This is a genomic window from Georgenia sp. AZ-5, assembly GCF_043952095.1.
Taxonomy (GTDB): domain Bacteria; phylum Actinomycetota; class Actinomycetes; order Actinomycetales; family Actinomycetaceae; genus Georgenia.
Map to the genome: position 1 here is coordinate 2,864,504 of NZ_JBINOU010000001.1, position 25,475 is coordinate 2,889,978.

General features: G+C 75.0%; 19 protein-coding genes. 5 read left to right on the forward strand and 14 right to left on the reverse strand.

Annotated elements, in window-relative coordinates:
• Window positions 1-89: 89 nt before the first annotated feature.
• Entirely contained in the window at window positions 90-1,949 is a 1,860-nt protein-coding gene (lepA, locus tag ACF0H8_RS13415) for a translation elongation factor 4 (RefSeq protein WP_395289399.1), read from the reverse strand.
• A 202-nt stretch (window positions 1,950-2,151) separates the two neighbouring features.
• On the opposite strand from lepA, the gene ACF0H8_RS13420 reads away from it, so the two are divergent.
• Complete coding sequence (locus tag ACF0H8_RS13420; protein ID WP_395289400.1) at window positions 2,152-2,709, forward strand: hypothetical protein; 558 nt, start codon at window positions 2,152-2,154, stop codon at window positions 2,707-2,709.
• Between the two features lie 97 nt (window positions 2,710-2,806).
• Here the strand turns inward: ACF0H8_RS13420 and ACF0H8_RS13425 are convergent, their stop codons facing one another.
• A complete protein-coding gene (locus tag ACF0H8_RS13425; RefSeq protein WP_395289401.1) occupies window positions 2,807-3,646 on the reverse strand; it encodes a transglutaminase N-terminal domain-containing protein in 840 nt (279 codons plus the stop codon).
• Entirely contained in the window at window positions 3,643-6,141 is a 2,499-nt protein-coding gene (locus ACF0H8_RS13430) for a circularly permuted type 2 ATP-grasp protein (RefSeq protein WP_395289402.1), read from the reverse strand. The genes ACF0H8_RS13425 and ACF0H8_RS13430 overlap by 4 nt, the downstream gene beginning before the upstream one ends.
• A 76-nt stretch (window positions 6,142-6,217) precedes the next feature.
• On the opposite strand from ACF0H8_RS13430, the gene ACF0H8_RS13435 reads away from it, so the two are divergent.
• Window positions 6,218-6,865, forward strand: coding sequence for a type II toxin-antitoxin system PemK/MazF family toxin (locus ACF0H8_RS13435; RefSeq protein ID WP_395289403.1), 648 nt, complete (start codon window positions 6,218-6,220; stop codon window positions 6,863-6,865).
• Window positions 6,866-7,134: 269 nt separating this feature from the next.
• Window positions 7,135-7,395, forward strand: a complete 261-nt coding sequence (gene rpsT, locus ACF0H8_RS13440; protein ID WP_395289404.1) for a 30S ribosomal protein S20 — start codon at window positions 7,135-7,137, stop codon at window positions 7,393-7,395.
• A 135-nt stretch (window positions 7,396-7,530) separates the two neighbouring features.
• Here rpsT and ACF0H8_RS13445 read toward each other — a convergent pair whose 3' ends face one another.
• Window positions 7,531-8,664, reverse strand: coding sequence for a glycosyltransferase family 4 protein (locus ACF0H8_RS13445; RefSeq protein ID WP_395289405.1), 1,134 nt, complete (start codon window positions 8,662-8,664; stop codon window positions 7,531-7,533).
• Between the two features lie 111 nt (window positions 8,665-8,775).
• Window positions 8,776-10,251: an MFS transporter gene (locus ACF0H8_RS13450; RefSeq protein ID WP_395289406.1), complete on the reverse strand. Its 1,476-nt coding sequence runs from the start codon at window positions 10,249-10,251 to the stop codon at window positions 8,776-8,778.
• A 248-nt stretch (window positions 10,252-10,499) separates the two neighbouring features.
• Here ACF0H8_RS13450 and ACF0H8_RS13455 point away from each other — a divergent pair, with 248 nt between their 5' ends.
• The gene (locus ACF0H8_RS13455; RefSeq protein WP_395289407.1) at window positions 10,500-11,087 is read left to right on the forward strand and encodes an NADPH-dependent FMN reductase; all 588 of its coding nucleotides are present in this window, start codon (window positions 10,500-10,502) and stop codon (window positions 11,085-11,087) included.
• A gap of 98 nt (window positions 11,088-11,185) precedes the next feature.
• Here the strand turns inward: ACF0H8_RS13455 and holA are convergent, their stop codons facing one another.
• From holA to ACF0H8_RS13475, 4 genes are all read right to left on the reverse strand, one after another.
• On the reverse strand, window positions 11,186-12,190 hold the full coding sequence (gene holA / locus ACF0H8_RS13460; RefSeq protein WP_395289408.1) for a DNA polymerase III subunit delta: 1,005 nt from the start codon (window positions 12,188-12,190) through the stop codon (window positions 11,186-11,188).
• Window positions 12,191-12,256: 66 nt separating this feature from the next.
• A complete protein-coding gene (locus ACF0H8_RS13465; RefSeq protein ID WP_395289409.1) occupies window positions 12,257-14,710 on the reverse strand; it encodes a ComEC/Rec2 family competence protein in 2,454 nt (817 codons plus the stop codon).
• Window positions 14,707-15,567: a helix-hairpin-helix domain-containing protein gene (locus ACF0H8_RS13470; protein ID WP_395289410.1), complete on the reverse strand. Its 861-nt coding sequence runs from the start codon at window positions 15,565-15,567 to the stop codon at window positions 14,707-14,709. The genes ACF0H8_RS13465 and ACF0H8_RS13470 overlap by 4 nt, the downstream gene beginning before the upstream one ends.
• 70 nt (window positions 15,568-15,637) lie before the next feature.
• Entirely contained in the window at window positions 15,638-16,549 is a 912-nt protein-coding gene (locus tag ACF0H8_RS13475) for a DegV family protein (protein ID WP_395289411.1), read from the reverse strand.
• Window positions 16,550-16,642: 93 nt separating this feature from the next.
• Between ACF0H8_RS13475 and ACF0H8_RS13480 the strand changes: the two genes are divergently transcribed.
• Window positions 16,643-17,620, forward strand: a complete 978-nt coding sequence (locus ACF0H8_RS13480; RefSeq protein WP_395289412.1) for an MsnO8 family LLM class oxidoreductase — start codon at window positions 16,643-16,645, stop codon at window positions 17,618-17,620.
• A gap of 4 nt (window positions 17,621-17,624) precedes the next feature.
• On the opposite strand, the gene ACF0H8_RS13485 is transcribed toward ACF0H8_RS13480, so the two are convergent.
• The 5 genes from ACF0H8_RS13485 to ACF0H8_RS13505 form a co-directional block, all read right to left on the reverse strand.
• Entirely contained in the window at window positions 17,625-18,665 is a 1,041-nt protein-coding gene (locus ACF0H8_RS13485; protein ID WP_395289413.1) for an aldose 1-epimerase, read from the reverse strand.
• A gap of 158 nt (window positions 18,666-18,823) precedes the next feature.
• The gene (gene leuS / locus ACF0H8_RS13490; protein ID WP_395289414.1) at window positions 18,824-21,775 is read right to left on the reverse strand and encodes a leucine--tRNA ligase; all 2,952 of its coding nucleotides are present in this window, start codon (window positions 21,773-21,775) and stop codon (window positions 18,824-18,826) included.
• A gap of 249 nt (window positions 21,776-22,024) precedes the next feature.
• On the reverse strand, window positions 22,025-23,284 hold the full coding sequence (nhaA, locus tag ACF0H8_RS13495; protein ID WP_395289415.1) for a Na+/H+ antiporter NhaA: 1,260 nt from the start codon (window positions 23,282-23,284) through the stop codon (window positions 22,025-22,027).
• A 141-nt stretch (window positions 23,285-23,425) separates the two neighbouring features.
• A complete protein-coding gene (locus tag ACF0H8_RS13500) occupies window positions 23,426-23,884 on the reverse strand; it encodes a MarR family winged helix-turn-helix transcriptional regulator (protein ID WP_395289416.1) in 459 nt (152 codons plus the stop codon).
• A gap of 274 nt (window positions 23,885-24,158) precedes the next feature.
• Window positions 24,159-25,469: a TRAP transporter large permease gene (locus tag ACF0H8_RS13505; RefSeq protein WP_395289417.1), complete on the reverse strand. Its 1,311-nt coding sequence runs from the start codon at window positions 25,467-25,469 to the stop codon at window positions 24,159-24,161.
• Between the last annotated feature and the right edge of the window lie 6 nt (window positions 25,470-25,475).

Below are 25,475 nucleotides of genomic sequence, written 5' to 3' on the forward strand. Positions count from 1 at the left end.
GCCGCGCCGACCGGACTGCCAGAACGGGAGCGCGCGTCCCGCAGCTCCCTGCTCGGCCGAGCCTAGAGGCACGGTGCGCTCCGCCGCCGTCACTTCTTGCCGGTCGGCGCGTCGGAGGTCAGCGCGGCGATGAACGCCTCCTGCGGGACCTCCACGCGCCCGATGTTCTTCATGCGCTTCTTGCCCTCCTTCTGCTTCTCGAGCAGCTTGCGCTTGCGGGTGATGTCACCGCCGTAGCACTTGGCGAGCATGTCCTTGCGCAGCGCGCGGATGGTCTCGCGGGCGATGACACGCGAGCCGATCGCGGCCTGGATCGGCACCTCGAACTGCTGGCGCGGGATGAGCTCCTTGAGCTTGCCCGCCATCGTCACGCCGTAGCTGTACGCCTTGTCCTTGTGCACGATGGCGGAGAAGGCGTCCACCTGCTCGTGGTTGAGCAGGATGTCGACCTTCACGAGGTCGGCCTCCTGGTCGCCGTCCGGCTCGTAGTCGAGCGACGCGTACCCACGCGTGCGGGACTTGAGCTGGTCGAAGTAGTCGCCGACGATCTCGGCCAGCGGCAGCGTGTAGCGGATCTCGACGCGCTCCTCGGAGAGGTAGTCCATGCCGCGAAGCGCGCCCCGCCTGCCCTGGCTGAGCTCCATGATCGCGCCGATGAACTCCGAGGGCGCGAGGATCGTCGCGCGCACGACGGGCTCGCGGATGGTGGAGATCTTCCCCTCGGGGAACTCGCTCGGGTTGGTCACCTTGACGGTGGCGCCGTCCTCGGTGGTGACGTCGTAGGAGACGTTCGGCGCCGTCGCGATGAGGTCGAGGTTGAACTCGCGCTCGAGCCGCTCGCGCACGATCTCCAGGTGGAGCAGGCCGAGGAACCCGCACCGGAAGCCGAAGCCGAGGGCCACGGACGTCTCCGGCTCGTAGACGAGCGCGGCGTCGTTGAGCTTGAGCTTGTCCAGCGCGTCGCGCAGCACCGGGTAGTCCGAGCCGTCGATCGGGTACAGGCCCGAGAACACCATGGGCTTGGGGTCGCGGTACCCGCCGAGGGCCTCGGCCGCCGGCTTCGACATGTTCGTGACCGTGTCGCCGACGCGCGACTGGCGCACGTCCTTCACGCCCGTGATGAGGTAGCCCACCTCGCCGACGCCCAGGCCCTCCGACGGCAGGGGCTCGGGCGAGATGACACCGATCTCGAGCAGCTCGTGGGTGGCGCGCGTGCTCATCATCTGGATGCGCTCGCGCGGGGAGAGCTTGCCGTCGATGACGCGGACGTAGGTGACGACGCCGCGGTAGGTGTCGTAGACCGAGTCGAAGATCATGGCCCGGGACGGCGCGTCGGCGTTCCCGACCGGGGCCGGGATGTCGGCGACGATGCGGTCGAGGAGCTCGGTGACGCCCTCACCCGTCTTGCCGGAGACCTTCATGCAGTCCGCCGGGTCCCCGCCGATGAGCCCCGCGAGCTCCTCGGCGTACTTCTCCGGCTGGGCGGCGGGCAGGTCGATCTTGTTCAGCACCGGGATGATCGTGAGGTCGTTCTCCAGGGCCATGTACAGGTTGGCCAGCGTCTGTGCCTCGATGCCCTGCGCGGCGTCCACCAGCAGGATGGCGCCCTCGCACGCCGCCAGGGAGCGGTTGACCTCGTAGGAGAAGTCGACGTGCCCCGGCGTGTCGATCATGTTCAGCGCGAACGCCTGCTCCCCCACCTGCCAGGGCATGCGCACGGCCTGGGACTTGATGGTGATGCCCCGCTCGCGCTCGATGTCCATCCGGTCGAGGTACTGGGCCCGCATGTCCCGGGCCTGGACGACGCCCGTGAGCTGCAGCATCCGGTCGGCCAGCGTGGACTTGCCGTGGTCGATGTGGGCGATGATGCAGAAGTTGCGCAGCAGCCCCGGCGGAGTCGCCGCCGGGCTGATCTGCGCGGCCAGGGCCGGGCTCGGGATGGGTGACACAGCTACCTCTACGCGCGGTGCGCGCCGGGCGCGCACGGTCGGACAGAACTCCGCCCCATCGTCCCACGTCGACGCCGGCGCGCGGACCCGGGCCAGCTCACGGCGACGGCGGGGCAGCCGATCGCGTCCCACGGCGTCGCGCGTGTTCGCCCGTGGCGAGGCCGCCGCCCGCTGCCCCTCGCGCCGTGCGAGCCTGGTGGGCATGACGGCGGCCGGCGATGTGCTCAACCAGGTGGTGCCCGTCCTCGTGCGGCTCGCGCGGCGTCCCGGGGGCCTGCTCCTGACCGCCGCCGCCCTCGGCGTCGGCGTCCTGGCGCTCCTCGGTGCCGTCTACACCCTCGCCGGCGACGGCGGCTCCTGGTTCCCGCTCGTGCTGGCGGGTGTGCTCGCCGTGCCCGTGCTCGTGCTGGCGGTCCGGCGCGAGCGGCTGCAGGCGCGCACGCAAGGCCTCGCACTGCGGCCCACGGTGGTGGGCACCCGCGACGTCGTGGTCGCCGGCGCCGCACCGAACCCGGTGCAGGAGGAGCTCGAGGCCATCAACGGCGCACTGGTGGAGAGCTCCATCCGGACCGCGCGGTTCCTGCCGCGCGTAGAGGCCGCACAGCGTGCCGCGGTGCGCGCCGCCGGGGGCACCGTCAACGCGCCCTACCTCAAGGACGACCTCCGGGTCACGCTCGTGGCGCTGGTGGGCACCGTGGCGGCGGTGCCGGTCTCCGCCGTGGCGTCCGTCGTCACGGCGGTGCTGCTGCTCGTCGGCTGACTCCCGCCCCGTCAGGGCCGAAGGCCCGTCCCGTACATCTCCCGAGGCGCGCCTCATGCCCTCCAACCAGCTCCCCACGCGCGCGACGGCGCGCGCCTCAGCCGACGATCGTGATGAGCACCTCCACCCGCTGGCTCGCGGCCCCGCCGCCGGAGTAGACCCCGCGCAGCGGCGTGACGTCGCCGTACTCCCGCCCGCGCGCCACCACCACATGGTTCGGGCCCACCTCGATGCCGTTGGTCGGGTCGTAGCCAAACCACTCCCCGGACCAGAACTCCACCCAGGCGTGCGACTGGCCCACCGCCGGCCGCCCGGGCTCGGCGCCCGCCAGGGGGTGCAGGTACCCCGAGACGTACCTGGCGGGGATGCCCAGGCTCCGCAGCGCGCCGACGGCGAGGTGGGCGATGTCCTGGCACACCCCCTTGCGGGTCTGCCAGGCCTCGGCCGCGCGCGTGTGCACGCCGGTCACCCCGTGCACGTACCCCATCTGGTCGCGCAGGCCGTCGCACACCGCGGTCGCCGCCTGGTGCACGTCCAGCCCGCGCGCCTGCTCGTGGGCGAGCTCCACCAGCGTCGGGTCCGGCGCGGTCGTCGCGGTGGGCATGAGGAGCTCGCTCATCCGGTCCTCCAGCGCCGGCGCCCGCAGCGCCGACCAGTCGCACCCGACCACCCGCTGCGGGGCGTCGTCGCGCTCCACCCGCGCGTCCGCGACGACGGTGAGGGACTCGTGCGGCGTGATGACCTCGAGCATGTCGACACGGGTGCCCCAGTAGTCGCGGTACTCCCCGTGCCAGCTCAGCGGGGTGACCTCGAGGCTGGACTCCAGGACCCGCTGACCGGCCAGCGCGGCGGGGCGGAGCCGGGTCTCGTTGTAGGAGGCGTGCACGGGCCGCGAGTAGGCGAAGGAGGTGCTGTGGCGCACGTGCAGGGTCGTCACGGCCGCTCCCCCACCCAGTCGGTCGGCTCGCCGAGGAAGTACCGGGCGCGGACGGCGTCGGAGGCGCGCGAGCAGGCCACCTTGACCGTCTCCATCTCGCCGAGCAGGTTCGTCTGCAGCTGGGCCATCGGCAGGTACTCCAGGTGCGAGCGGGCCCGTCCGAGGATGCGCGCGGCGTCCTCCTGGACCCCGGGCGTGGCCTGCGGGCCCTCGATCGCGGCCAGGCACCGCTCCGCCCGGTCGAGCGCGTGGACCACCGAGCGCGGCAGGTGGCGGTCGACCAGCAGGAACTGGGCCGCCTGCGCGTCGCCGATGCGCCCGCGGTAGGTGTGGAGGAAGGCCTCGTACGCGCCGCACGAGCGCAGCAGCGTCCCCCACGTGGGCCCCCCTGCGACGGCGCGGGAGGCCACCAGCCGCGCCGTCATGTCGGCGCGCTCGACGGAGCGGCCCAGCACGAGGAACTGCCAGGTGTGGTCCCGGCCGGTGGCGGAGTCGACGACGCCGGCCACGACGGCGGCCCGCTCCCGCACCCAGTGGAGGTAGTCGTGGGCGCGGCGCCCGCGCGTCATCGCGGGGAGCGTGTTCCAGGTGGTGCTGAGGCACTCCCACAGCTCGGTGGAGATCACCTCGCGCGCCCGGCCGGCGGCCTCGCGGGCGGCGCCGAGCGCGCCGGCGACCGAGGCCGGCGCCGCCCGGTCGTAGGCGAGCCGGTCGAGCACGTACCGCCGGCCGACCGTCCCGTCCGCGGGCCCGGGCAGGTCCATGATCGCCAGCAGCGACCGGCAGGCCGTCTCCTCCTCCACCCGGGGGTCCTCCAGCAGCAGCTGCAGGTGCACGTCGAGGAGGCGGGCGGTGCCGTCGGCGCGCTCGACGTACCGGCCGATCGAGAACAGCGACTCGGCGATGCGGCTGAGCATCACGCCACCCCCTTCGCCGCGCGGCGCGCCCCGACCTGCTGCTCGCGCGGCGCTGCCGCCGTCGTCGTGGCCGTCCCTCGGCACGCCCGCGACGACGGGCCGCTCCGCGGCCGGCGTCGCGGCGGCGTCGGGCGCGCCCCGGTGGCCCGGGGCCCGCCGCTCGCCGAGCACCCAGGTGTCCTTCGACCCGCCGCCCCGCGATGAGCTGACGACGAGCTGGCCCTCCCGCAGCGCCACCCGGGTCAGCCCGCCTGGGAGCACCCAGACCTTCTCGCCGTCGTTCACGGCGAAGGCGCGCAGGTCCACGTGCCGCGGCCGGACCTTGTCCCCGGCCAGCGTCGGCAGGGTGGACAGCTGGACCACCGGCTGGGCGATCCAGCCGCGCGGGTCGCGGCGCAGGCGCCGCCGGACGGCGTCGAGCTCGTCGCGGCTCGCGGCCGGGCCGATGACGATGCCCGTGCCGCCCGAGCCGTCCACCGGCTTGACCACCAGCTCCTCGAGCCGGTCGCACACCTCCTCCAGTGCCGCCGGCTCCCCGAGGCGCCAGGTGTCGACGTTCTCCAGGATCGGCTCCTCGCCCAGGTAGTACCGGATGAGGTCGGGCACGTACGTGTAGACCAGCTTGTCGTCCGCGACGCCGTTGCCCACGGCGTTGGCGAGGGTGACGTTGCCGGCGCGCGCCACCCCGAGCAGTCCCGGACAGCCGAGCAGGGAGTCGGGCCGGAGCACCACCGGGTCGATGAAGTCGTCGTCGACGCGGCGGTAGACGACGTCGACGCGCCGGCGGCCCGCGGTGGTGCGCATGTAGACGCGGCCGCCGGCCACGAAGAGGTCGCGCCCCTCGACGAGCTCGACGCCCATGAGCCGCGCGAGCAGCGAGTGCTCGTGGTAGGCCGAGCTGTGCACGCCGGGCGTCAGGACGACGACGACGGGGTCGTCCACGCCCTCCGGCGCGCTCGCCCTCAGGGCGTGCAGCAGCCGCTGCGGGTGGTCCGCGACGGGGCGCACCGCCAGGCTCGCGATGAGCTCGGGGAAGGACTGCGCCAGGGCGCGGCGGTTGGACAGCACGTGGCTCACCCCGGAGGGCACGCGCACGTTGTCGTCGAGCACCCGCCAGCGGTCCGCGCCGTCCCGGACGACGTCGATGCCGGCGACGTGCACGCGCACCCCGTTCGGCGGGAGGATGCCGCGGGCGGCCCGGGTGAAGCGGGCGGAGGAGACGACGACGGCGCGCGGCAGCACTCCGTCGGCCACCACCCGCTGGCGACCGTAGACGTCGTCGAGCAGGGCCTCCAGCGCCCGCACCCGCTGCGCCACGCCGGGCGCCAGGGCGCCCCACTCCCTTGCGGTGATGACCCGCGGGACGATGTCGAGCGGGAAGGGCCGCACCTCGCCCGCGACGTCGACGCCCTGCGCCAGGGAGGACCGTCTCAGGGACTCCGCGCGGGAGCGCAGCTCGCCGGTGGTCAGGGCGTCGAGCTCCGCGTGCACGTGGTTGTAGGGCGGCCGGATGCCGTCCGGACCCACGACCTCGTCCCACGCCGCCCCGGTGGGGTACCTCTCGAAGAGGTCGCTCATGCACCGGACACTACCGCCGGGCATGTTGCGCGCTCGTGCCGAGCGGCGGGAGCGGCCGGGCGGTTAGGTTGCCGCCATGAACCCCACCCTCCGCCGTGCCCTCCGTCTCGCCGGCCGTGCCGCGTCGACGGTCCTCACCCGCGCCGCTGCCGAGCGACGCGCCGGGGGCCGCCGAGGCCGCGACGACGGCGCGCGCCTGCCCGCCCCCGACGCCGGCACGCGGCACCGGCCGGCGCAGGACGCGGGCCCGCGTGGGGCGACCTACCCCACCGCCAGCCGGGGCGTGCGGCAGGTCGAGGCCGCTTCCCGGGACACCGTCGAGTACGACGTCGCCCGGCTCGGGCTGCCGGAGCTGAGCTACGCCCCGCAAGGCGACGACCAGCCGGACCCGGGCGAGGTCGTGTGGACCTGGGTGCCCTACGAGGACGATCCAGACCAGGGCAAGGACCGTCCGGTCCTGGTGCTCGCGCGCGAGGGCGCCGGGCTCGTCGTCGCCCAGATGACGTCCAAGGACCACGACCGGGACGCCACCGACGAGGCGCGGTGGGGACGGCGGTGGGTCGACGTCGGTTCGGGCGGGTGGGACGCCCGCGGCCGGGAGAGCGAGGTCCGCGTCGACCGGCTGCTCTGGGTGGACCCCGAGGCCGTCCGGCGGCAGGGCGCGGCCCTCGACGCCCGCCGCTTCGACGAGGTCGCCGCGGCGCTGCGCGAGCTCTACCGCTGAGCCGTCCGGCGGACGACGCGACGGGTGCTCCGCGGCCGGTGCCGCAGGCCTGCGAGCGGATCACGGGCGCCAATGGGACGCCGGTCACCCGCGGCGGCCTCGCCCGGCCGCCGACCGGCTGGTATCGTGCCTGCTTGGGTTGCCGCCCGGTCGGCGGCGGCCCGGCCACCGACCAACCACGAGGTACCCCCACGCCCCAGTCCCGGTCGCGGCACATCCCTCAACGACCGTAGACAGATCGCTTCGGCGAACGCAGAGAGAGTCCATACGTGGCGAACATCAAGTCCCAGATCAAGCGCATCCGCACCAACGAGCGCGCGCGCCTGCGCAACAAGGCCGTGAAGTCCGAGCTCAAGACGCACGTGCGTCGGGTTCGCGAGGCCGTCGTGGCCGGTGACAAGGACGCGGCGACGGAGGCCCTGAAGGTCGCCGGCCGCAAGCTCGACAAGGCCGCGAGCAAGGGCGTCATCCACGCCAACCAGGCCGCGAACCGCAAGTCCAAGCTGGCCAAGCAGGTCGGCGGCCTCTGAGCCTGACCGGCCGCGCGGCCGCCGGGCCGTGAGCCAGCACCGATGGCGCCGCACCCTCCGGGGTGCGGCGCCATCGTCGTTCCACCGGACGGCGGCCCTCGCCGCGCGTCCGGCACGCGCGGCACCACCGCCCCGTCACGGGACGGCGCTCCGGGCCGCGGCGATCGCCTCGTCGTAGTGACCGAGCAGCGCGTCCCCCAGCGCGGTCCACGACCGCGGCAGCACCCGCCGTCGCCCGGCCTCGCCCATGCGCGCACGCATCGCCGGGTCCGCGACGAGTGCCCTGACGGCGCCGGCCATGGCGGCGTCGTCCTCCGGGGCGTACAGGTACCCGGTCTCGCCGGAGGCGACCACGTCCAGCGGTCCGCCGGCCGCGGGGGCCACGACCGGCAGGCCGCTGGCCATGGCCTCCTGCAGCGTCTGGCCGAAGGTCTCCGTGGTGCCGGTGTGGACGAAGACGTCCAGAGCGGCGTACGCGCGGGCGAGCGCCTCGCCGTCGAGCCTGCCGAGCATCCGCGCGCCCGTGCCCGCGAGGGCCCGCTCCAGCCCGGGCCGGGAGGGCCCGTCGCCAACCACGACGAGCCGGACCCGCTGCAGCCGCGCCAGGGCGGCCAGGCGCTCCACCCGCTTCTCCTGGGCGACCCGGCCCACGTACCCCACCAGCACCGTGCCCGCCGGCGCTCCCTCCAGCAGCCGCGCGCGCAGGGCGGCTCCCTCGGCCGACGCGCGGTGCCGGGGGTGGAAGGTCCGCGCGTCGACGCCCCGGCCCCACCAGCGGGCGCGCTCGATGCCGTGGGCGTCGAGGTCTGCGAGCGTCGCCGTCGACGGCGCGAGCGTGATGTCGGCGCACGAGTGGACGTACCGCAGCCACCGCCAGATCCCCGGTGCGGTGGCGGTGAGGCCGTGGCGCCGGGCGAAGCCGGCCACGTCGGTCTGGAAGACGGCCACCGTGGGGAGCGCGCGCCGCCGGGCGAGGATGAGGGCCTGGGCGCCGAGGCCGAACGGCGACGCGGCGTGCACGACGTCGGGGCGGAAGCCGTCGAGGGCGCGCGACACCGCGGCGGCGGGGATGCCGGCGCGGAAGCCGCGGTAGGTGACGGCGGGCACCGCGACCACCGGGAACCCCGCGTAGGCGCGGGGCGCCGGGGCGGGGCACACGATCACCGCCGCGTGCCCGCCCTCCCCGAGATGGTCGAGGACCCGCAGGACGGAGGTGGTCACACCGTTGGCGGAGGGCAGGAAGGACTCGGTCACGACCGCGACGCGCACAGGGCCACCGTGGCTGCCACCGGTGACCGTCCGGTTACCGGTCCGGGTGGGTCACGCGGCGGCGAGATGAACGGTCGGCGCACGCCTGCGGCTGGGCCCGCCCGGCCGCTGTCACTGCTGCAGCGCGAGGCCCTTCCGCTCCTTCAGCAGCAGCGCCGCGCCCGCGGCGATGACGAAGGCGCCGGCGAAGACGGTGAAGATCAGCCAGATGTCGCCCGCGCGGGCCAGCACCGGGACCGCGAGGGGCGCGAGGATCGAGGCGATGCGCCCGAAGCCGGCGGCCCAGCCGGCGCCGGTGCCGCGCACCGCCGTCGGGTACATCTCCGGGGTCACGGCGTAGAGGGCGCCCCAGGCGCCCAGGCAGAAGAAGGACAGCAGGCAGCCGGCCGTGATCACCCCGGCCGGGGTGCTCGCGACGGCGAAGAGCAGCGCCGCCACGGCCGAGCCCACGAGGAAGGTCGCGAGCGTGGGCCGGCGTCCCCACCGCTCGATGAGGTAGGCGGCCGCGGCGTAGCCCGGCAGCTGCGCCGTGGTGATGATGACGGTGTAGCCGAAGGACCTGACCATGCTCATCCCGTCGGCCACGAGCAGGGTGGGCAGCCACGTGAAGGCGCCGTAGTAGGCGAAGTTCACGAAGAACCACACCAGCCACAGGCCCAGGGTCCGCGTGCGCAGCGCCGGCGCCCACAGCGTCCGGAAGCCGCGCAGCCCGGACGGCGCGGCCGCGGCGGTCCCCAGCGGCGCCGCCTCGGGGGTGACGACGGGGACGCCCGCCGGCGTGGCGGGCACCTCCGTCATGGTCGCGGCCCGGCCGGTCTGCGCGGCGACCGCGGGTTCCACGGCGCCCGGGGTGACGGGCCGGCCCGCGTCCTGGCGGAACAGCGGCGCCGAGCGCTCGAAGGCGCTCACCGCCCGCTCCGCCTCGTCGTGCCGGCCGCGGGACTCCAGGAACCGCACGGACTCGGGGATGGAACGGCGCACGTACAGCGCGTAGAGCGCCGGCACGGCGCCCAGCGCCAGGGCCCAGCGCCACCCGTCGTCGCTGCCGGCGACGACGAAGTACCCGATGAGCGCCGCCAGCAGCCAGCCCACCGCCCAGAACGCCTCGAGGATGACGACGAGGCGCCCGCGCACCTTTGTCGGCGCGTACTCGCTGACCAGCGTCGACGCCACGGGCAGCTCGGAGCCGAGCCCGAGCCCGACGACGAAGCGCAGCACCAGCAGCGCCGCGACCGACGTGGCCAGGGCGGAGGCGCCGGTCGCGAGGCCGTAGACGAGCAGCGTGACGGCGAAGACGTTGCGGCGGCCGATCCGGTCGGCGAGCAGGCCACCGAGGCTGGCACCCACCGCCATGCCGACGAAGCCGATGGACCCGATCAGGCTCAGCGTGGTGCTGTCCAGCCCCCACTGCACCGCCAGGGCGGCCATGACGAAGGAGATGAGGCCGACGTCCATCGCGTCCAGCGCCCAGCCGACGCCGGAGCCGACCAGCAGGCGGCCGTGCTCGCGCGTGAGCGGCAGCCGGTCCAACCGTGCGGTGCGGCCGGGGGCGGGCGCCTGCGCGCCGGGACGTGTCTCCTCGGGCACCTGGCCCACCTCTTTCATCAGAAACCGTAGGCCGCGGGGACCACCCGGAACCGTTCGATCACGCCGCCGAGGGTAGCGCCGTGACACTTGCCGACGTCGCGCCCGCCCACGCCGACACCCGACGAATGGCCAGGTGTGACGCTTCTCGCACTCGCCCCCGCGGGGAATGGGCGGGCGGATGCATGCATTGTCATCGACGTCCGGCGGCCCTGACCGTCGGTGAAGAGCAGTCACGACCAAGGAGAACCATGACCAAGATCGCCATCGTCACCGGCAGCGTGCGACCCGGCCGTCAGAGCCTGAACGTCGCCAACTGGGTGAGGTCCATCGCCGACCAGCGCACCGACGCCGAGTTCGAGGTCGTCGACATCGCCGACTTCAACCTCCCGGTGTGGCAGGAGGCCACCCCGCCGGCGTGGGGTCCCGCCGCGTCCGCCGAGGGCCAGGCCTGGTCGGCGAAGATGGCCGAGTTCGACGGCTTCGTCTTCGTCGTCTCCGAGTACAACCACTCCATCACCGGCGCCCTGAAGAACGCGCTGGACTACCTCGCCACGGAGGTGAACAACAAGGCCGCCGGGTTCGTCTCCTACGGCTCCGCCGGCGGCGCCCGCGCCGTCGAGCACCTGCGCGGCATCCTCTCCGAGATGCAGGTCGCCCACGTGCGCAACGCCGTGCTGCTGTCGCTGTTCACCGACTTCGAGAACTTCTCGGTCTTCACCCCCACGGAGCCCTCCACCGGCTCGGTGCAGCCGATGCTCGACCAGCTCGTCACCTGGACCAAGGCCATGGAGGCCGTGCGCGCGGGCCAGTTCGCGCCCGCGTCCGTCACCGCCTGATCCCGGCGCGACCCGGGGCGGGCCGGCGGCACTCACGGGTGCCGCCGGCCCGCTTCTGCATACGCGTGCGGCCGTCTGCTCCGCCGGGTGCGGCGGCGTCAGTGCCGGTGTGCGGCCGCCACACGCAGCACAGCGCGCTCGACGGCGAACACGGGGTCGCGGCCGGCGCCCTTGACCTCGGCGTCGGCAGCCGCGACGGCCGTGATCGCCTGCGCCAGCCCCTCCGGCGTCCAGCCCGCCAGGTCACGCCTCGCCCGGTCCACCTGCCACGGCGCCAGCCCCAGGTCGCCCACGGACACGCCCGCCCGGCCGCGCGTCGCGGCGACCTTGGCGAGCGTCCGCAGCTTGGCCGCCAGCGCCGCGACGACCGGCACCGGGCCCGTTCCGGTGGCGACGGCGTGGCGCAGCAGCGCCACCGCCTCGCCCGCGTGGCCGGCGATGGCGGCGTCGGCCACCCGGAAGCCGGTCGCCTCGACCCGGCCGCCGTAGTAGCGGAGCACCACCTCCGCGGTGACCGCACCGGTCGTGTCCGCGAGGAGCTGGCTGGTGGCGGCGCCCAGCTCGCGCAGGTCCGCGCCGACCGCCTCGACGAGCGCCTGCACGGCGTCGGCGTCGACCTTGCGGCGCGCGCGCCGGAAGTCCGCCCGCACGAAGTCCGCCTTGTCGCCGTCGCGCTTGATGGTCTCGCACGCGACGACGGGGAACCCCGCCGCGCCGATCGCGTCGAGCAGCTTCTTGCCGCGCTGCCCGCCGTTGTGCCGGACGACCAGCCAGACGTCGTCGGGGGCGGATCTCAGGTAGGCCAGGGCGTCGTCGAGGAACGCGTCCGTCATTGCCTCGGCGCCCTCGACCACCAGGCACCGCTGCTCGCCGAACAAAGAGGGGCTCGCCACCGACTCCAGCACGCCGCGCTCGTACGCGGCGGCCTCCAGCCGGGTGATCTCGACGTTCGCGTCCCGCTCCCGCGCCTGCTCCAGCAGCCGGTCGACCGCCCGGTCGGCGAGCAGCGACTCCGGGCCCCTCACCAGCACCACAGGCGCCAGCTCCACCTGGTCCCACGAGAGTCCGGGGGCGGCGGGCTGCTTGCGGCGGGAGGGAGGCACAGCCCTAGGGTGCCACGTGGCGCCGACACGCTGTGCGAGCCGGTGACCGGGTACGTCGTCCGGCGGCTACGGCGGGCAGCCCGAGACCGCCGCCAGGCCGTCGCCGTCGGGCACCACCGCGATGGCGCCGCACAGGTCCGTGCGCAGCACCACCGCCCCGGTGCTCTCGTAGAGGTGCAGGGCGCTCGGCGCCGGGTGCCCGTAGTCGTTGTCCGACCCCACGCTCACCACGGCCAGGCGCGGGCGGAGCCAGGCCGCGAGGGCCGGATCCTGCCGCGCGGACCCGTGGTGCGCGACGGCCACCACGTCGGCCGGGTCGGGGGCCCGGGCGCGCAGGCGAGCGAGCAGGCCCGCCTGGCCGGCGTGCTCGAGGTCGCCGGGCACGAGGACGTCCAGCCCCGGCGCCCGCAGCCGGAGGGCCAGGGAGAGGTCGTTGACGCCGTCGGGTCCCGGGAGCGCACGCACGCCGGCGGCCGGCGGCCACAGCACCTCCCACGCGATCGTGCCGGCGGTGCCCGCGGCCGTGCCGCCGTCGGCCACGGGCCTCGCGGTGGGCACGCCCTCGAGCTGCCGCAGCACGGCGGCCACGGTCTGCGCCGGCTCCGGGCCGGGGCCCAGCAGCACGCGGTCCACCGCCACGGCGGCGAGGACGTCGCCGAGACCGCCGACGTGGTCGGCGTGGGCGTGGGTGAGCACGAGGAGCTCGAGGCGCTCCACCCCGGCGGCGCGCAGGCAGCCCGCGGCCGCACCGCCCGCCGGGCCGACGTCGACCATCACCGCGGCGCCCTCGCCGGAGCGGACGAGGAACGCGCCGCCCTGCCCGACGTCGCACTGCAGGGCGAGCCACCCGCGCGGCGGCCAGCCGTCGGGCAGCCAGGAGGTCACCCACCGGGGGCCCGGCAGCAGGAGGACGGCCGCGACGGCGGCCAGGGGCACCACCGCCCGCCACCCGAGCCGGCGCGGGCCGGCCCGGGCCAGGAGCGCCACCACGACCGCCGAGACGACGACCAGGGCGAGGGCACCGGTCGCGCCGGGCGGCCAGGGCAGCTGCGCGCCGGGCAGCCGTGCCAGCGTGCGGGCGACCGTCGCGATCCACCACGTGCAGCCCGACGCCAGCACGGCAAGGGCGTGCGCCCCGCCTGGCCAGGCCGGCGCGAGCAGCGTCGCGGCCACGCCCAGCACCGTCGCGGGCGGCACGGCCGGCGCGGCGAGCAGGTTCGCGGGCACGGCGTACGGGCTCAGTGCCGGGCTGAGCAGCACGACCACCGGCCCGCACATCGCCTGCGCGGCCGCCGGTATCGCCACGGCGGTGGCGAGCCACCGCGGCAGCAGGTGAGAGAGCCACCGTGCCCAGGGCCGCGCGAGCAGCACCAGCCCCGCCGTCGCCAGCACCGACAGCGCGAACCCGTACGACCGCGCGAGCCACGGGTCGGCCACCACGAGCGCCACGACGGCGGCGCACAGCCCCGGCAGGGCGCGGGCGGGCCGGCCGAGCAGGAGCGCGGCCAGCACGACGGCGCCCATCGCGGCGGCGCGGAGCACGCTCGCCTCGGGGCGCACCAGGGTCACGAACGCCACGAGTGCCAGCGCCGCGCCCGCGGAGCGCCACCGCCGGGGCGCCCACGCCAGCGCCCCGAGCACGGCACCGAGCACGATGGCGACGTGGGCGCCGGAGACGGCGGTGAGGTGGGTCAGGGACGTCGCCCGCATGTCCGCGGCGAGGTCCGGGGGCAGGGCGCGGTCGTCGCCGACGGCGATGCCGGGCACGAGCCCGCGCGCCTGGGGCGAGAGGTCGGCGGTGACCGCGCCGAGGGCGCCACGGAGCCGGTTCACCGCCGTCAGGGGCCAGCGGGCGCCGCCGGCCGGGCGGGGCGGGTCCGCGGTGACGGCGAGGGCCGCCGCGGCGTCGCCCGGCTCTGTGGCCACGAGCGTGGCTCTCAGGCGCACGCGCTCCCCCAGCCGGACCCCGGACCACCCGTCCGGGCCGACCACCACCACGGACGTCCGGGCACGCGCCACCTGACCGCGCCCGCGGACCTCCTCGACCGTCAGCTCCAGGCGCTGGCGGGGCGCCGCCTCCCACTCCCGCGGCGCGACCGGCCGCGGCTCGGTGGCCACCCGGCCGGTCAGGACCGCGCTGGCGCCCAGCTCCGTCAGCTCGGCCAGCAGCCCGCTCTCGCGCTCGTGCACCCGGGGGGCCGCGCTCAGCAGCACGGCGAGGAGCACGGCCGCCGCCAGCAGGACCGTGGCCGGGCCGGCGGGGGCACCGCGGTGGCGGGGCGCGAGCGGGCCCTGCCGCGGCCCGCGCCGCCAGGTTCCGGCGCCGCCGCGCCGCAGGAGCCCCGCGGCGAGGGCGGCGATCCCCGCCGTCGCGAGCCCCGCCGCAAGCAGCAGCTCCGCAGCGGGGCGCGTGACCGCGAGGGAGGCGCCGGACCACGCGGTCAGCGCCGCGGGCACCAGCCTCAGGTCCAGGGGCGGCGGCCGCGGCGCCCGGGACCTGCTCGCCCCGTCGCCGCTCACACCGCCACCAGGGGGCGCAGCCGCTCCATCGTGGCGGGGCCGATCCCCGGCACGGCGTCGAGGTCGTCCACCGTCGTGAAGGGGCCGTTGAGCTCGCGCCACTGGAGGATCCGCTCGGCGATGGCCGGTCCGACGCCGGGAAGGCCGTCGAGGTCCGCGGCGGTGGCCGTGTTGAGGTTCACCGGCGCGCCGCCGGCCGGTGCGCCGGAACCGCCACCGGTCCCGCCGTCGCTCGCCGCTGCGCCGGGACCTCCGCCCGCGGGGCCGGCCGGGCCCGCCCCGGCCTGCGAGCCGGGCAGCTGCTCGCCCACCCGCGGCAGGTACACCTGCTCGCCGTCCACGAGCAGCCGGGCCAGGTTGACGGCGGCGAGCTCCGCCTCGGGCGTGGCGCCGCCGGCGGCGTCCACCGCCTCGCCCACCCGGGCGCCCGCGGCCAGCTCGACGACGCCCGGCCTGGCGACGGCGCCGGCCACGTGCACGACGACGACGCCGGGCGTGGCCGACCCTGCCCCCGCCGACGGGGCCGTGCCTGCCGCGGGCGCCGGCTCCGCCGGTCCCTGCTCGCCGGGCCCGGCCGGCTGGGCCCTGCCCTCGTCCCCGGCCTCCGACACGGTCGTGTCCGGGCCGGGCAGGGGCTGCGCCGGCGGCGGCGCGCCGACCAAGGCCCACACGCCGAGCCCCGCGCCCAGGGCGACCACGCCCGCGCCGGCGGCCAGGGCGGCCCGGGCGCTCGGCGCCCAGCGTCGGCGCACCGGTCCGGGGCCGTCGTCCTCCGGGGAGATCTCCAGGTGCCCCGCCGTCGCCGTGTAGGCGGCGCGCGTCAGCGCCCGCAGCCGATCATTCCGCCGGGACTCCACCCGCCGGAACGTACGGCGCGGCACGGACCCGGAGGGGGCGCCGTCGCCGCCGGGTGTGGACGCGGGCGCGTCACCCGCTGCGCTGTGGACCCTCCGCGGGCGCGACCACCACGCCGAGCACGCCGGGTCCGACGTGCGCGCCGACGACCGCCGTCAGCTCGCTGCGCAGCGTCTCGGCCACGATCGCGCCGGTGCCGGCCAGCTCCGCCGCGAGCTGCTCCTGCAGCTCCACCGCCGCCTCGGCGGCGCCGAAGTGGTGCACGGCCAGGCGCACCCGCACGGCAGGCGGGTGGGGCACGCGGGCGCCCGGCCCGCCGGCTGCCTGCGCGGCCCTGGCGACCACCCGGCGGCGGGCCCGGGCCAGCCCGCGCACCGTCTCCACCACGACGATGCGGCCGTCCGCCATGCCCAGGACCGGGCGGATGCCGAGCGCGGTGCCGATCTTCGCGGTCCCCGCGCCGACGCGGCCGCCGCGCTGGAGGAACGTGAGGTCGGGGACGACGAAGAGGACGGTGGTCTTCGCCGCGGTCTCCCGGGCCACCGCCACCACCTGCTCGGCGCGGCGCCCCGCCGCGGCGGCCTCCGCGGCCGCGACCGCCGCCAGCCCGGTCCCGCCCGCCACCGTGCGCGAGTCGATGACGTGGACGCGCACGCCCTCGGTCGCGAGGCGGGCCGCCGCCTGCCGGGCGCCGGAGACGGTGCCGGACAGGTCCCCGGACAGGTGGATGCTCACGACCTCGCGACGGCCCCGCGCGGCGGCGCGCATGGCGTCGGCGAGCTCCGCGGCGGAGGGCTGGGAGGTGCTGACCTCCGCACCGGCCGCCATCCGCTCGGCGAGGGCCGCGCTGCCGGCGGCGTCGTCCCCGCGCTGGACGCCGTCGACGACGACGTGCAGCGGCACCACCGTGATGCCGTAGGCCCGGGCCACGTCGTCGGGCAGGCTCGCGGTCGAGTCGGTGACGACGGCGACGTCCGGATCCATGTCCTCACCCTAGGTCCCTGCCCGTGGGGCCCCGCACCGGGGCGGCGAGGTAGCGCCGAAATAGCCTGCGTGGTCGTCTGGTTGCAGTCTTCGATGCCCGCCCTCGACGTGCCGCTCTCGCTGCTCGACCGCTCCCGCACCCGTGCCGGCGAGCCCGACGCCCTCGCGGTGCGGGCGACGGTGGAGCGCGCCCGGCGCGCCGAGGAGCTCGGCTACCACCGCTTCTGGGTCGCGGAGCACCACGCCGTGCCGGGCATCGCCAGCGGCAGCCCCGCCGTCCTGGCCGCGGCCGTGGCCGCCCGGACGGAGCGCATCCGGGTCGGGTCCGGCGGGGTGATGCTGCCCAACCACGCCCCGCTCGTCGTCGCCGAGCAGTTCGCGGTGCTGGAGAGCCTCCATCCGGGTCGCATCGACCTCGGGCTCGGCCGTTCGCTCGGGTTCAGCGCCCCGGTGCGCGAGGCGCTCGGCGTGACGGAGTCGGACCCGGAGGACTTCCTGGGCGACGTGGCCGCGGTGCGCGCGTTCCTCGGGGGCCGCGGGCCGGTCACCGCGCGACCCGCCGTCGCCTCTCCCCCGCCGGTGTTCGTCCTCGCCAGCGGCAAGGGGCTGCGCCTGGCGGCCCGGGCCGGCCTGCCCGTGGTGGTGGGTGGGCCCGTCCTGGCGTTCCCCGCGGCGCTGGAGCGCTACCGGGCGGAGTTCACGGCCGGCGACGGCGCCCGCCCGTACGTCATCGCGAGCGTCAACGTCATGGTCGCCGGGTCCCGGGCGCGTGCGGCGGAGCTGCTGCTCCCCGACGCCTGGGCGATGGCCGCCTCGCGCGCCACCGGGGCCTTCCCGCCGCTGGAGCCGGCCGCGGCGGTGCGGGAGCGCGCCCTGACCGCCAAGCAGCGCGAGAGCGTGGCGGCGTTCTACGACCAGGCGGTGCACGGCACACCGGTGGAGGTGGCCGAGGAGCTCGCGGCGCTGGTCCGGCGCACGAGTGCCGACGAGGTCATGGTGACCACCTCGACGTTCGACCGCGGCGAGCTGGAGCGGGCCGACGCGGCCGTCGCCCAGCTGTTCGGGAGTTGAGCCCTCAGGCCTGGCCCTCCGGGCGGCGGTAGACGATGTCGCTGACGAGCTGGCGCGCCTGGCCCGGCGCGAGCACCACGGCGTCGGCGGAGTCGGGGCGGTTGAAGGCGTCGGCCATGGTCTGGCACGGCTCGACGGCGACGGACGCGCGGGCTCCGCGGACGAGCGCGTCGCCGGTGAACACGTGCACGACCGTGGCCTGCACAGGCTCCTGCTCCACGGTCAGGCTCTCGCCGGTGCGCGTCGAGCGCAGCACCGTCGCGACGACGCCGCCGTCGTCGGGCACCAGGTGGGTGAAGGCGTCGTCAAGCCGCGTCCCGCCCAGCGGCGCGTAGCGCACGGGCGCCGCGACGCCCGCGTAGGCCTGCTCGCCGGGCAGCGGGATGAGCGAGAAGTCGGTGAGCACGCGGGAGCGGGCCGGGATCTCGAGCACGAGGTCGTCGATGGTCTCGTGGCCGGGCAGGCGCAGGTACGGGTGCCAGCCCAGGGCCACGGGCGCCGGCGCTTCACCGGTGTTGACGGCGACGAGCTCGAGCCCGAGGCGCGACTCGCCCTCCGAGCCGAGGCCCAGGGAGTACGTCGCGGTGACCTCGAGCGAGAACGGGTAGCCCGGGTACGTGTCCGGGTCGATGGTGGCCGTCAGCCGCAGCATGCGGTCGCTGTCGGAGAAGGTGGCCGCCGCCCGCCTCCACCGCGCCTGCGTCAGCAGCCCGTGCAGGGCCTCGTCCCGCCCGGTGGCCGCGGGCTCGAGGCGGTGCTCCGCCCCGTCGAAGGAGTAGCTGGCACCCCGGACCCGGTTCGTCCACGGCGCCAGCACGGCGCCGCGGTAGCCGTCCTGGGCGCTCAGCTCGGCGGCGGAGAGGTAGCCGTCCACGAGGTCGACCGGCGTGCCGTCGGCGCCGGGCGCCTGCCACGACAGCAGCGTGGCGCCGCGCTCCGCGACCTCCAGCCGGGCCCCGTCGGGATGGGTCAGCACCCATGTCGGCTCGCCGTCGAGGTCGCCGCGCTGGACGCTCGCGCGCTTCTGGTCGGAGGCAGTCTCCATCGGGTCGCTCCTGGGTCGCCGGTCGGTACTGCCCCTACTGTCCCCCATCGCGCGCGCTCCGGCTTGCGCGTCCACCCGGCGGTCGGGCGGGCTCTCGCGGCCCGGAAGGGGGCGCAGGCGCCCCGCCGCCGTGCGGACGGCGGGGCGCCCGGGCGCCGCTACCTCGCGGGCACGATGTTGACCAGCTTCGGCACCCGCACGATCACCGTGCGCACGCCCTTGTCCCCCAGCGTCCGCAGGACGGCGGCGGAGTCCAGGGCCAGCGCCTTGAGGTCGTCCTCGCCGATGGAGGCGGGCACCTCGAGACGGTCGCGGACCTTGCCCGCCACCTGGACCACGCAGGTCACGGTGTCCTCCACCAGCAGGGCGGGGTCCGCCGTCGGGAACGGCTCGTGCGCGAGGGACTCGGGGTGCCCCAGGCGCGACCACAGCTCCTCGGCGATGTGCGGGGCGACGGGCGCCAGCATCAGCACCAGCGGCTCGACCGCCTCGCGCGGCACGGCGTCGAGCGAGGTGAGGTGGTTGTTGAGCACGATCATCTTGGCGATGGCGGTGTTGACACGCATCGCGGACATCTCGGTCTCGACGTCGGCGATCGTGCGGGCCACCAGGCGGCGGGTCGCCTCGTCGGCCGGGGCGTCGACCACGGTGGTGGCGCCGGTGCGCTCGTCGACGACGTTGCGCCACAGCCGCTGCAGGAACCGCTGCGAGCCGACGACGGCGCGGGTGTCCCACGGCCGGGAGACGTCGAGCGGGCCCATGGACATCTCGTAGACGCGGAAGGTGTCGGCCCCGTAGCTCTCGTACATCTCGTCCGGGGTGACGATGTTCTTCAGCGACTTGCCCATCTTCCCGTACTCGCGGAAGACCTCCTCGCCGTTCCAGGTGTAGGTGGGCTCCCCTGAAGCACTGCCCGCGCCGTCCGTGACTTCCTCGACCTCCTCGGCGGGCACGTACTGCCCGCGGCCGTCCGCGTAGGCGTAGGCCTGGATGTAGCCCTGGTTGAACAGCTTGTGGAACGGCTCGGAGCTGGAGATGTACCCCAGGTCGAACAGCACCTTGTGCCAGAACCGCGCGTAGAGCAGGTGCAGCACGGCGTGCTCGACGCCGCCGACGTACAGGTCGGCGCCGCCGGAGACGTTGGCGGGCACCTCGGTGCCGTCAGACGCCGTCGTGGCCGGGCGCGGGCCCATCCAGTACTGCTCGTTCTCGGGGTCGACCACGGCCCGGTCGTTGTGCGGGTCGAGGTAGCGCAGCTCGTACCAGGACGACCCGGCCCAGTTGGGCATGGTGTTGGTGTCGCGGAAGTAGGTCTGCACGCCGTCGCCCAGGTCCAGCTCGACCCTCACCCACTCGGGCACCCGGCCCAGCGGCGGCTCCGGGGAGGACTCGGCGTCGTCGGCGTCGAAGGTGCGCGGCGAGTAGTCCGGCACCTCGGGCAGGTCCACCGGCAGCATGGACTCCGGCAGGGCGTGCACGCGGCCCTCGGCGTCGTAGACGACGGGGAACGGCTCGCCCCAGTACCGCTGGCGGGAGAACAACCAGTCCCGCAGCCGGTAGGTGGTCGCGCCGCGGCCGATGCCCTCGGCCTCCAGCCAGGCGATCATCCTCGCCTTGGCCTCGGCGACGCCCAGGCCGTTCAGCGACAGCCCCTCGCTCGCCGAGTTGATCACGACGCCGTCGCCGGTGTACGCGCCGCCGGCGAAGCCCTCGGGCGCCTGGACGGTGTGGATCACCGGCAGCTCGTACTTGGTGGCGAACTCGAAGTCACGCTCGTCGCCGCCGGGGACGGCCATGATGGCGCCGGTGCCGTAGCCCATGAGCACGTAGTCGGCGACGAACAGCGGCACGGCGGTCCCGTTGACCGGGTTGGTGGCGTAGATGCCGGTGAACACGCCCGTCTTGGTGCGCTCGGCGTCCTGGCGCTCCGCGTCGGTCTTGGCGGCGGCGGCCCGCTGGTAGGCGTGGACGGCCTCGGCCGGGGTGGATGCCCCGCCGGTCCACGCGTCCTTGGTGCCCTCGGGCCACGCGGCGGGGATCGCGCCGTCCGCCAGCAGCGGGTGCTCCGGCGAGACCACCATGAACGTCGCCCCGAAGAGCGTGTCGGGCCGGGTGGTGAAGACCGTGAGCGGCTCCGCCACCCCGGGCACGCGGAAGTCGACGTGCGCGCCGGTGGAGCGGCCGATCCAGTTGCGCTGCATCGAACGGACCTTCTCGGGCCAGTCGATGGTGTCCAGGTCGTCGACCAGGCGGTCGGCGTAGGCGGTGATCCGCAGCATCCACTGGCGCAGGTTGCGCTTGAAGACGGGGAAGTTGCCGCGCTCGGACCGGCCGTCCGCGGTGACCTCCTCGTTCGCCAGCACCGTACCCAGGCCCGGGCACCAGTTCACCGGTGCCTCGGAGATGTAGGCCAGGCGGTGGTCGTCGATGACCCGGCGCCGGTCGTCGGCGCCGAGCTCGGCCCACGGGCGCCCGTCCGGGGTGGGGCGGGTGCCCGCGGCGAGCTCGGCCTCCAGCTCGGCGATGGGCCGGGCCCTGCCGCGCCCGCCGTCGGCGCGGACGGCGTCGGCGTCGTAGAAGGAGTTGAAGATCCGCAGGAAGATCCACTGCGTCCACTTCACGAACTCCGGGTCCGTGGTGGCGAAGGTGCGGCGGGAGTCGTGCGCCAGGCCCAGGCGGCGCAGCTGGGCGCGCATGTTGGCGATGTTCTCCTCGGTGGTGACCCGAGGGTGCTGGCCGGTCTGGACGGCGTACTGCTCGGCGGGCAGGCCGAAGGCGTCGTAGCCGAGGGCGTGCAGGACGTTCTTGCCCTTCATCCGTTGGTACCGGCCGACGACGTCGGTGGCGATGTAGCCCAGCGGGTGCCCGACGTGCAGGCCCTTGCCCGAGGGGTAGGGGAACATGTCGAGCAGGTAGAACTTCTCGGCCGGGACGTCCTCCCCGGCCAGGTCGCCGGTGGGGTTGGGCGCGAAGAACGTGCCCCGCTCCTCCCAGCGCTGCTGCCAGGCGCTCTCGATCTCGTTGGCCAGGGCCGCCGTGTACCGGTAGCCGGTCGCCTCGCCGGCGGTCGCCGGCTCCGCGGTGGTGGTGGCGTCGTCGTGCGTGCTCATTGGTTCCTCGCCTAAGGGGGTGCTGGGGGGCTCCTGACATGAGAAAACCTCCCGCGCAGGGAGGTGAGCCGCGCTGGTGCGGCGCCCGGTCAACAGGGGCGCCCGCTGGGGTCAGCGCGGCTGGGTAAGGAGCACCGCGGCCGTCATGCGGTACAGGCTATCGCAGCGGCCGGTGGCCCCGGCCCGCCGCCGGGCGGACGGCGGGCACACCCGCCGTCCGCCCGGCGCACCGGCCGTACCGCTCCGCCGTCAGCGCCGCGACGCGCGGACCCGCGGCCGCCGGTGCGCCTCGTCCCCGCGCAGCCGGACGCGCGCCCGCAGCCGCAGCGTCACGCCGCCGAGGAGCGCGGAGAGGACCGAGCCGATGATGACCGCGAACTTCGCGGCATCCCCCTCCGCCGACGCGCCGAACGACAGGTCGGCGATGAGCAGGGAGACCGTGAAACCGATGCCCGCCAGCATCGCGACGCCCAGCAGGTCCGCCAGGTCCACCCCGTTGCCGAGCCGTAGCCGCGTGGTCTTCACGAGGATCGCGACGCCGCCCCAGATCCCGAGCGGCTTGCCCAGCACGAGGCCCGCCATCACGCCGACCGCGATGGGGTCACCGAGCACCTCGCCGAAGCCGCCGGAGTCGACGACCGACACGCCTGCGGCGAAGAGTGCGAAGACCGGCAGCACGAGACCTGCCGACAGCGGCTGGACCCGCTCGACGAACCGGTGCGTCATGGCCTCGCGCTCGCCGCGCACCACGCGCGCCGGGACGGTCATGCCCATGAGGACACCTGCGACCGTCGCATGAACGCCCGACGCGTGCATGAGCACCCACGCCACGACGCCCAGGGGGACCAGGATCCACCACCGGGCCACGCGGCGCTGAACCAGCAGCCCGAAGACGGCGATGACGGCGAGCGCCCCGACCAGCGGGAGCAGGCGGATCTCCTCGGTGTAGAACAGCGCGATCACGGTGATCGCCAGGAGGTCGTCGACGACGGCCAGGGTCATCAGGAACACGCGCAGCGCGGGCGGGAGGCCCCGGCCGAAGATGCCGAGCAGGGCCAGGGCGAAGGCGATGTCGGTGGCCGTCGGTATTGCCCAGCCCCGGGTGGCGCCGGAGTCGGTGGCCAGCTGGACGGCGGTGTAGAGCACCGCTGGCCCCACCATGCCGAGAACGGCGGCGATCATCGGCAGCAGCGCCTCGTTGAGCTTGCGCAGCGAGCCGGTGACGAACTCCGTCTTCAGCTCCAGCCCCACGACGAAGAAGAAGATCGCCAGGAGGCCGTCCGCCGCCCACGCCGAGACCGGCAGGTCGAGGTGGAGCGCGGAAGGGCCTATCACGGTCCCCGCGAGGGCGTGGTAGCTGTCGCGCCACGGGGAGTTGGCCCACACCAGCGCTACGACGGCCGCCACGAGCAGCAGCAGCCCGGAGAACCGCTCGTCCTGCAGCCGGATGGCCAGCCGGCGGCGGGGATGCGTGGTGGGGACGTGGTGGTGCTCGCGAGACGGGGTCACGGGAGGCCCTTCCGGGGTCGGCGACATTGTTGCCGACCAGACTTCCCGGCGCACCGGGGCACGACGGTACGGGATGAGACGTCCGCCCGGCGCCTGGCGTCCGGAGTACGGACGGCCACTCGCTCGTGATGCCGAGCCCGTTCAGGGGCGGTAGGTGCGCAGCTTCGTCGTCAGCGCCATGAGGGTGCGGAGCTCGTCCTCGTCCAGGGCTCCCCCGACGTACCTCCCGATGCTGCGCACGTGCTGGCGCCCCACCTGCCGCTGCAGCTCCAGCCCCTCGCCGGTGAGGGTGACGACGACGCCGCGCGCGTCGTCGGGCGCGGGCTCCCGGCTGACCAGGCCGCGCTGCTCGAGGCGGTCCACCATCCGGCTCAGGCTCGGCTGGCTCATGAAGACCTGCTCGTTGAGCTCGCGCAGGCGCAGCCGGCGGCCCTCGGCGAGGCTCAGGGTGAAGAGGACGTCGTACTCGCGCGGACGCAGCGGCGCGAAGTCGCCGTCGCGCTCGAACCGGCGCATCAGGCTCACCTGGGCGCGGAACAGCGACTCCCACGCCTCGGCCGCCAGGCGCGTGCTGGGCTGCCGCGCGGTCTCCTGGGTCACGTCGCCTCCCGGCTCCTATGCGTTCGCATCATCGTAGGGCCGCGCACCGGCGGGCCTGCGTGGCCGCCGGCGGCGCGGCGCGGTCGCCCGAGCCCGGTTCGGGGAACCTGCGCGCCGCTCCCGAGGTGCGCGGATGGGATGGCGGAGCTGACATCTCCCCCGAATCCGCCACATCTCGGGGAGGAGATGACATCTCGCCGGAGGGGTGGGGGCGGGACGACGACGCCGGGCCCGGTGCCGCGGGTGCGGCACCGGGCCCGGCGCTTCCGATCGCCTACGGCGCGATCAGACCCATCTGGGTGGGCAGCCACAGGGACACCTGCGGCACGAAGACCACCACGAACAGGCCGATCACCAGGGCGACGAGGAACGGCAGCAGCTTGGAGATCACGGGCTCGATCCTCAGTCCAGCCACCCGGGCGCCGACGAAGAGCACGTTGCCCACCGGCGGCGTGATGACGCCCACGCACAGGTTGTACACGATCATCGTGCCGAAGTGGATCGGGCTGATCCCGAACTCTGCGGCGATCGGCAGGAAGATCGGCGTGAAGATCAGGATGGCAGGGGTCGGGTCCATGAAGGTGCCCACCACCAGCAGGATGATCATCATCAGGATGAGGATGATCGTCGGGTTGTCCGTGATACCCAGCATCAGGTCGGAGATGATGTCGGGGATCCGCGCGAACGACATGACCCACGACAGGATCGACGACACGCCGACGAGGAGCATGACGATCGCCGTCGTGCGCGCCGCGTCGAGCAGGATGCCCGGCAGGTCCCGCACCTTGATGTTCCGGTACAGGAACCCGAGGACCAGGCAGTAGACGACGGCGATGGCGGCCGACTCGGTAGCGGTGAAGACCCCCGTGAGGATGCCCCCGATGACGATGACGATCATGAGGAGCGACGGCACCGCGAGCCACAGCACCTTCAGGGTCTGGACGAGGGTCGGACGCTCCCTGGACTTCAGCTCCGGGTGCCGGCGCGAGTAGGCGAACACGATCACCATGCACGCCAGCGCCCAGACCAGGCCCGGCCCCAACCCGGCCATGAACAGGGCCGCGATCGACGTGCTCGACACGAGCGAGTACACGATGAACGTGTTGCTCGGCGGGATGAGCATGCCGGCCGGGGCCGAGGCGACGTTGACGGCGGCGGAGAACTTCGGGTCGTAGCCGTCCTGCTTCATGCGTGGCGTCATCACGGTGCCGACCGCGGCCGCCGCGGCGACGGCCGCACCGGACACGGCGCCGAACATGGCGTTCGCGACCACGTTCGTCTGCGCCAGCGAGGCCGGCATCCGACCGACGAGCACCTTGGCGGCGTCGATGAGACGCCCGGCGATGCCGCCGTTGTTCATGAGGACGCCGGCGAGGACGAAGAACGGGATCGCCAGCAGGGTGAACGAGTTGATGCCGGTGAACATGCGCTGCGAGCTCGTGAGCACGGCTCCCTCGAACCCGAGCAGCGCGACGGCCGCGAAGGCGGAGGAGAGCCCGATCGCGACGGCGATCGGCACGCTCAGCACGATCATGACGGCGATGCCGACGAGCAGGATGAGCCCTGCGAGGCTTGCGGGATCCATCTCTGC

Coding starts and splice junctions, on each gene's coding strand:
- ACF0H8_RS13420 (WP_395289400.1), top strand. CDS start 2,152: ATGACGGCGGCCGGCGATGTGCTCAACCAGGTGGTGCCCGTCCTCGTG.
- ACF0H8_RS13430 (WP_395289402.1), bottom strand. CDS start 6,141: ATGAGCGACCTCTTCGAGAGGTACCCCACCGGGGCGGCGTGGGACGAG.
- ACF0H8_RS13435 (WP_395289403.1), top strand. CDS start 6,218: ATGAACCCCACCCTCCGCCGTGCCCTCCGTCTCGCCGGCCGTGCCGCG.
- ACF0H8_RS13455 (WP_395289407.1), top strand. CDS start 10,500: ATGACCAAGATCGCCATCGTCACCGGCAGCGTGCGACCCGGCCGTCAG.
- ACF0H8_RS13475 (WP_395289411.1), bottom strand. CDS start 16,549: ATGGATCCGGACGTCGCCGTCGTCACCGACTCGACCGCGAGCCTGCCC.
- ACF0H8_RS13480 (WP_395289412.1), top strand. CDS start 16,643: ATGCCCGCCCTCGACGTGCCGCTCTCGCTGCTCGACCGCTCCCGCACC.
- ACF0H8_RS13485 (WP_395289413.1), bottom strand. CDS start 18,665: ATGGAGACTGCCTCCGACCAGAAGCGCGCGAGCGTCCAGCGCGGCGAC.
- leuS (WP_395289414.1), bottom strand. CDS start 21,775: ATGAGCACGCACGACGACGCCACCACCACCGCGGAGCCGGCGACCGCC.
- ACF0H8_RS13505 (WP_395289417.1), bottom strand. CDS start 25,469: ATGGATCCCGCAAGCCTCGCAGGGCTCATCCTGCTCGTCGGCATCGCC.